This window comes from Paenisporosarcina macmurdoensis (genome assembly GCF_042658845.1).
Lineage (GTDB): Bacteria > Bacillota > Bacilli > Bacillales_A > Planococcaceae > Paenisporosarcina > Paenisporosarcina macmurdoensis.
The window spans coordinates 67539-73538 of record NZ_JBHSRI010000006.1 but is presented as its reverse complement, the minus strand read 5'-3'; the positions used below and the strand labels follow the sequence as shown (position 1 = coordinate 73538).

Below are 6000 nucleotides of genomic sequence, written 5' to 3'. Positions count from 1 at the left end.
GAGTGACTTCGTCACTCGCCCCCACTCTATTTTTTCCAATCATTCTGCGGAGGGGATTCGTCCTTTTCTCCCTGAAAATCCGGAAGCTCACAGTTAAGATCGTCTGGTTTATTAAAGAATAGATATTATCTATAAGTAGATATTCGACCGAAGATGATATTTCGGTCTCCTTCTTCTTACTTTATTTCAGACCATTCTTTAAAGTCAGCAGTGACACTCACTATAAAGAAACAATAAACGGTGGGAGACGTAGACACAATTGCTTCTAATCAACACTCACAAATATGGAGGGATTCCTACGTCATCACTCTTTTTTCCTACGTGAACCTCGATTTTTACAACTGAGCCATCGCTCAGCTATTATATGTAAAAATAAATGCCAAATGGGGCTGCTCTCCTTGCTCCACAGCCTTTCCTGTGGTTGCAAGGGGACACTTTGGATGGAAGAAATGACGTTTTCAGACGTCGATGGCGATTTTTCAGACGTGAACCCTGTTTTTTCAGACGTCATCTTCTTTTTTTCAGACGTCAACCCCAAAAAGTCAGACTGAGCAACCGCTGAGTCTGACTCAATCAAAAAATATACGTTTTAAAATATTCATCTCCATACTAAAAAACTACCACGAATACTAGGCTCGCAGTAGTCCCAAATTATATACTTATCTTTTAAGAAAAACCGGGCAAAGTGACGCCCGGTCCTTTTAACAAGAGTAACCATAGTAGTCTGTTGATTTCCGCTACGGCGGACGCTTTTCGCGGGCATGGCTTCAATCAACTCATATAGATAGCAACTACGATTATAGGTTAGTTCTACTCTAGCTTAACTTAGAATCATTTATTCGTGTCTTCGCAAAAAGCATTTGATTGATTTTCTTGTTGGTTACTACACACTTCATGGATTGTAGTGTAAGGCGGCGTGAAAACATCTGCTCCTGCGGTTACTCGTCGCAAAGATATTGGACGAATTACAGTTCGTCCAATATCTTTCCAGCGGGATCAGCGGGACAGGTGAGACCCCGCAGATCGCGAAGCGATTGAGGAGGCTCACCGCCCGCCCCGCGGAAAGCGTCCGCTTGAAACGGAAATCAACAGTATTAATGAATCAATCTTTTGTCCCTTAAACACTGGGTTTATGGAACTAAAATTATATATAACGCAAAAAAAGACCTTGCCAGCGTCCCGGCAAGGTCTTTTGAAATTGTTAATTATTTAGTGATAGTAGCAACTACACCAGCACCAACAGTACGTCCACCCTCACGGATAGAGAACTTAGTACCTTCTTCAAGCGCGATTGGAGCGATAAGAGAAACTGACATTTCAATATTGTCTCCAGGCATAACCATTTCAACGCCTTCAGGTAAGTTACAAACACCAGTTACATCAGTTGTACGGAAGTAGAACTGAGGACGGTAGTTAGTGAAGAATGGAGTATGACGTCCACCCTCTTCTTTTGAAAGAACATAAACTTCTGCTTTAAATTCAGTATGTGGAGTGATTGAACCTGGTTTAGCCAATACTTGTCCACGTTGGATATCTTCACGAGCTACTCCACGAAGTAGAGCGCCGATGTTGTCACCAGCTTCTGCATAGTCAAGAAGTTTACGGAACATTTCAACACCAGTTACGATAGTTGATTTTGGTTCTTCAGCGATCCCGATAATATCAACAGGATCTCCAACTTTAATAGTTCCACGGTCTACACGACCAGTAGCAACTGTACCACGACCTGTGATTGAGAATACATCCTCAACAGGCATCATGAATGGCTTGTCAGTTTGACGTTCTGGAGTTGGGATATAAGAATCAACAGCGTCCATTAATTCAACGATTTTTTCTTCCCATTCTTCTTCGCCTTCTAATGCTTTAAGAGCTGAACCTTTGATTACTGGAATGTCGTCGCCAGGGAAATCATAATCAGAAAGAAGATCACGAACTTCCATTTCTACTAATTCAAGTAATTCTTCGTCGTCTACCATATCACATTTGTTCATGAAGACTACTAAGAAAGGAACACCAACTTGACGTGAAAGAAGGATATGTTCACGAGTTTGTGGCATCGGGCCATCAGCAGCAGATACTACTAAGATTCCGCCATCCATTTGTGCAGCACCAGTGATCATGTTTTTAACATAATCGGCATGTCCAGGACAGTCAACGTGTGCATAGTGACGAAGTGCAGTTTCATACTCAACGTGAGAAGTGTTGATTGTGATTCCGCGCTCTTTTTCTTCAGGAGCGTTATCGATTTGTGCGTAGCTCATTGCAGTACCACCAGAACGTTTTGCAAGAACTGTAGCGATTGCAGCTGTTAAAGTTGTTTTACCATGGTCAACGTGACCAATTGTACCAATATTTACGTGTGTTTTAGAGCGATCAAATTTAGCTTTACCCATTATAGAAGTCCTCCTCAAAATTATAATAATTAGTTTTAAAATAAATGATGAGGGACTAGTACCCCCATCACTCAATGCTTACAAAATAGTTATACAAGATAAAAAGTTAATATTCAATAATTAACCTTTATTTTTTTTGATAATTTCTTCAGAAATTGATTTTGGCACTTCTTCATAGTGATCAAAGTGCATTGAGAACACACCGCGACCTTGCGTGTTAGAACGCAATGAAGTTGCATAACCAAACATTTGTGCAAGTGGAACCATTGAACGTACTACTTGCGCGTTTCCACGAGCGTCCATACCTTCAACACGTCCTCGACGTGATGTAATGTCACCCATGATATCACCAAGGTATTCCTCAGGGATAACTACTTCTACGCGCATGATAGGCTCTAGAAGTACCGGGCTACATTTTGAAATTGCGTTTTTAAGTGCCATTGAAGCAGCAATTTTAAACGCCATCTCATTCGAGTCAACATCATGGTAAGATCCGTCAAATAGACGAGCCTTGATGTCAATAAGTGGGTATCCTGCAATTACACCATTGTTTAAAGAGTCACGAAGACCTGCTTCAACAGCTGGGATGTATTCACGAGGAACACTACCACCGACGATTCCGTTTTCGAATTCAAAACCTTTTCCTTCTTCGTTTGGAGAGAATTCAATCCAAACGTGTCCGAATTGACCACGTCCACCAGATTGGCGAACGAACTTACCTTCAACAGAAGCTGATCCACGGAATGTTTCGCGGTAAGAAACTTGTGGCGCGCCCACGTTAGCTTCAACCTTGAATTCACGACGCATACGATCAACGATAATATCAAGGTGAAGTTCACCCATACCAGCGATGATAACTTGGCCAGTTTCTACGTCAGTGTGAGCACGGAAAGTAGGATCTTCCTCTTGAAGTTTTTGTAAAGCTTGACCCATTTTATCTTGGTCAGCTTTTGACTTCGGCTCTACAGATAACGAGATAACTGGTTCTGGGAATACCATTGACTCAAGGATAACAAGGTGTTTTTCGTCACATAATGTGTCTCCAGTAGTTGTATCTTTAAGACCAACTGCTGCAGCGATATCACCACAGTATACTTCAGCAATTTCTTCACGAGAGTTAGCGTGCATTTGTAGAATACGACCTACGCGTTCACGTTTACCTTTTGTTGAGTTTTGTACGTAAGACCCTGAAGATAGAACACCAGAGTAAACGCGGAAGAATGTTAATTTACCAACGTAAGGGTCCGTCATAACTTTAAATGCTAATGCAGAGAAAGGTGCAGAATCCTTAGGTTCGCGTAAAACTTCTTCTTCAGAATCCGGAAGTGTACCCATCATTGGCGGTACATCTGTAGGAGCTGGAAGATAGTCGATTACTGCATCTAACATCATTTGTACACCTTTGTTTTTGAAAGCAGTACCAAGAACTACAGGGAAGAATTCTACATTAAGCGTACCTTTACGGATAGCAAGTTTTAATTCTTCTTTTGTAATTTCTTCAGCATTAAGGTATTTCTCCATTAATGCTTCATCAAACTCGGCAACTCCTTCAATTAACTTCTCGCGCCATTCGTTTGCAAGTTCGATATGTGTTTCAGGAATTTCTCTCACTTGGATGTCTGTTCCTTCATCATTACCAAAGAAAATTGCATTCATTTCGACTAAGTCGATAATCGCTTCGAAGTCGTCTTCAGCACCAATTGGTAACTGAATCGGGTGTGCATTTGCTGCTAAACGATCAAGGAGTGTTCCTACAGAATATAGGAAGTCAGCTCCGATTTTATCCATTTTGTTTACGAAAACAATACGTGGTACGCCGTAAGTTGTAGCTTGGCGCCATACTGTTTCAGTTTGTGGTTCAACACCAGACTGTGCATCAAGAACCGTTACAGCACCATCAAGTACTCGTAGTGAACGTTCAACTTCAACAGTGAAATCTACGTGACCAGGAGTATCGATAATGTTTACGCGGTGACCTTTCCAAGCAGCTGTTGTTGCAGCAGAAGTGATCGTGATTCCACGCTCTTGCTCTTGCTCCATCCAGTCCATTTGTGAAGCACCTTCGTGCGTTTCACCAATTTTATGGATACGACCTGTGTAATAAAGGATACGCTCAGTAGTTGTTGTTTTACCAGCATCAATATGAGCCATGATTCCAATATTTCTTGTATTCTCTAAGGAGAATTCTCTAGGCATGTTGTATTTCTCCTTCCATTATTAGAATGAGTAGTGGATGAAAAATCCTACCAGCGGTAATGAGCAAACGCTTTGTTCGCTTCCGCCATTTTGTGCATATCTTCACGTTTCTTAACAGAACCACCAGTGTTGTTAGAAGCGTCAAGAATTTCATTAGCTAAACGCTCTTCCATTGTTTTCTCCCCACGAAGACGAGAATAGTTTACTAAGTAACGAAGACCTAATGTAGCACGACGTTCTGGACGAACTTCGATTGGTACCTGATAGTTTGTACCACCAACACGGCGGGCTTTAACTTCAAGTACTGGCATGATGTTTGCAAGAGCAGCTTCAAATACTTCTAAAGAATCTTTACCTGAACGTTCTTGAACAAGTTCAAAAGCTCCATAAAGAATTTTTTGAGAAGTACCTCTTTTACCATCCACCATTAATTTATTGACTAAACGAGTTACAAGTTTTGAATTGTATATTGGATCTGGTAACACGTCACGTTTGGAAACAGGACCTTTACGAGGCATGTGTTTTCCTCCTTTCGAAAAAATCTATGATTTTATTTTGTATTAACGGTTATTAGCTTTTTTTAACTTTAGGGCGTTTAGTTCCGTATTTAGAACGGCTTTGCATACGGCCAGTAACACCAGCTGTATCAAGAGCACCACGTACGATATGGTAACGTACACCCGCTAAATCTTTTACTCGTCCTCCACGGATAAGTACAACACTATGTTCTTGTAGGTTATGACCTTCACCCGGGATATACGCAGTAACCTCTAGTAGGTTAGTTAAACGTACACGCGCATATTTACGTAGCGCTGAGTTTGGCTTTCTTGGTGTCATTGTACCAACACGTGTACAAACCCCACGTTTTTGCGGTGAATTAACGTTTGTTAACGTTTTTTTAGAGCTGTTATACCCTTTATTCAAAGCAGGTGAGTTTGATTTTACAGTCTTGGATTTACGAGGCTTACGTACCAATTGGTTAATTGTAGGCATCGATTATTCCTCCCTTCTTCTGATCGTTGTAATACCACACATCCAGGTGGTTCATTTTTGGGTAAAAAACAAAGTCTTTGTGTGTTCACACACAAAAACTGTTACACAGTAATTGCAACAACTGCTGCACCCACTTGAAGTCCGCAGGCTTTACCAAGTTCTATTCTAGACTCTACATAACCAATCTTCACACCGTTTTCTTGTGCTGTCTGAATAGCAGGTTGGGTGATTCGACTGTCAGCATCACGAGCCACTAAAATTTCTTTTACAAGGCCACCATGGATTGCTTTTACTGTTTGCTTAGTCCCGATGACGGTTTTCTTCGCCTGATTTACTTTTTCATAAGACATTTTGCATATCCTCCAAAGACCCAGACCTTCAACTATCAACCTTAAACATGGTATCATTCATAATTTTT

General features: G+C 41.1%; 5 protein-coding genes. All 5 read right to left on the bottom strand.

The window, feature by feature from the left end; genetic code table 11:
• Window positions 1-1205 precede the first annotated feature (1205 nt).
• A complete protein-coding gene (gene tuf / locus ACFPYN_RS06210) occupies window positions 1206-2393 on the bottom strand; it encodes an elongation factor Tu (RefSeq protein WP_377733143.1) in 1188 nt (395 codons plus the stop codon).
• Window positions 2394-2513: 120 nt separating this feature from the next.
• Window positions 2514-4589 carry an elongation factor G gene (gene fusA, locus ACFPYN_RS06205; RefSeq protein ID WP_377733142.1) on the bottom strand — a complete coding sequence of 692 codons (2076 nt, stop codon included), beginning with the start codon at window positions 4587-4589 and terminating at the stop codon, window positions 2514-2516.
• A 47-nt stretch (window positions 4590-4636) separates the two neighbouring features.
• Window positions 4637-5107, bottom strand: a complete 471-nt coding sequence (gene rpsG / locus ACFPYN_RS06200; RefSeq protein ID WP_377733141.1) for a 30S ribosomal protein S7 — start codon at window positions 5105-5107, stop codon at window positions 4637-4639.
• 52 nt (window positions 5108-5159) lie between these two features.
• Window positions 5160-5582, bottom strand: a complete 423-nt coding sequence (rpsL, locus tag ACFPYN_RS06195) for a 30S ribosomal protein S12 (RefSeq protein ID WP_377733140.1) — start codon at window positions 5580-5582, stop codon at window positions 5160-5162.
• Window positions 5583-5683: 101 nt separating this feature from the next.
• A complete protein-coding gene (locus ACFPYN_RS06190) occupies window positions 5684-5932 on the bottom strand; it encodes a ribosomal L7Ae/L30e/S12e/Gadd45 family protein (RefSeq protein ID WP_377733139.1) in 249 nt (82 codons plus the stop codon).
• Window positions 5933-6000: the final 68 nt, after the last annotated feature.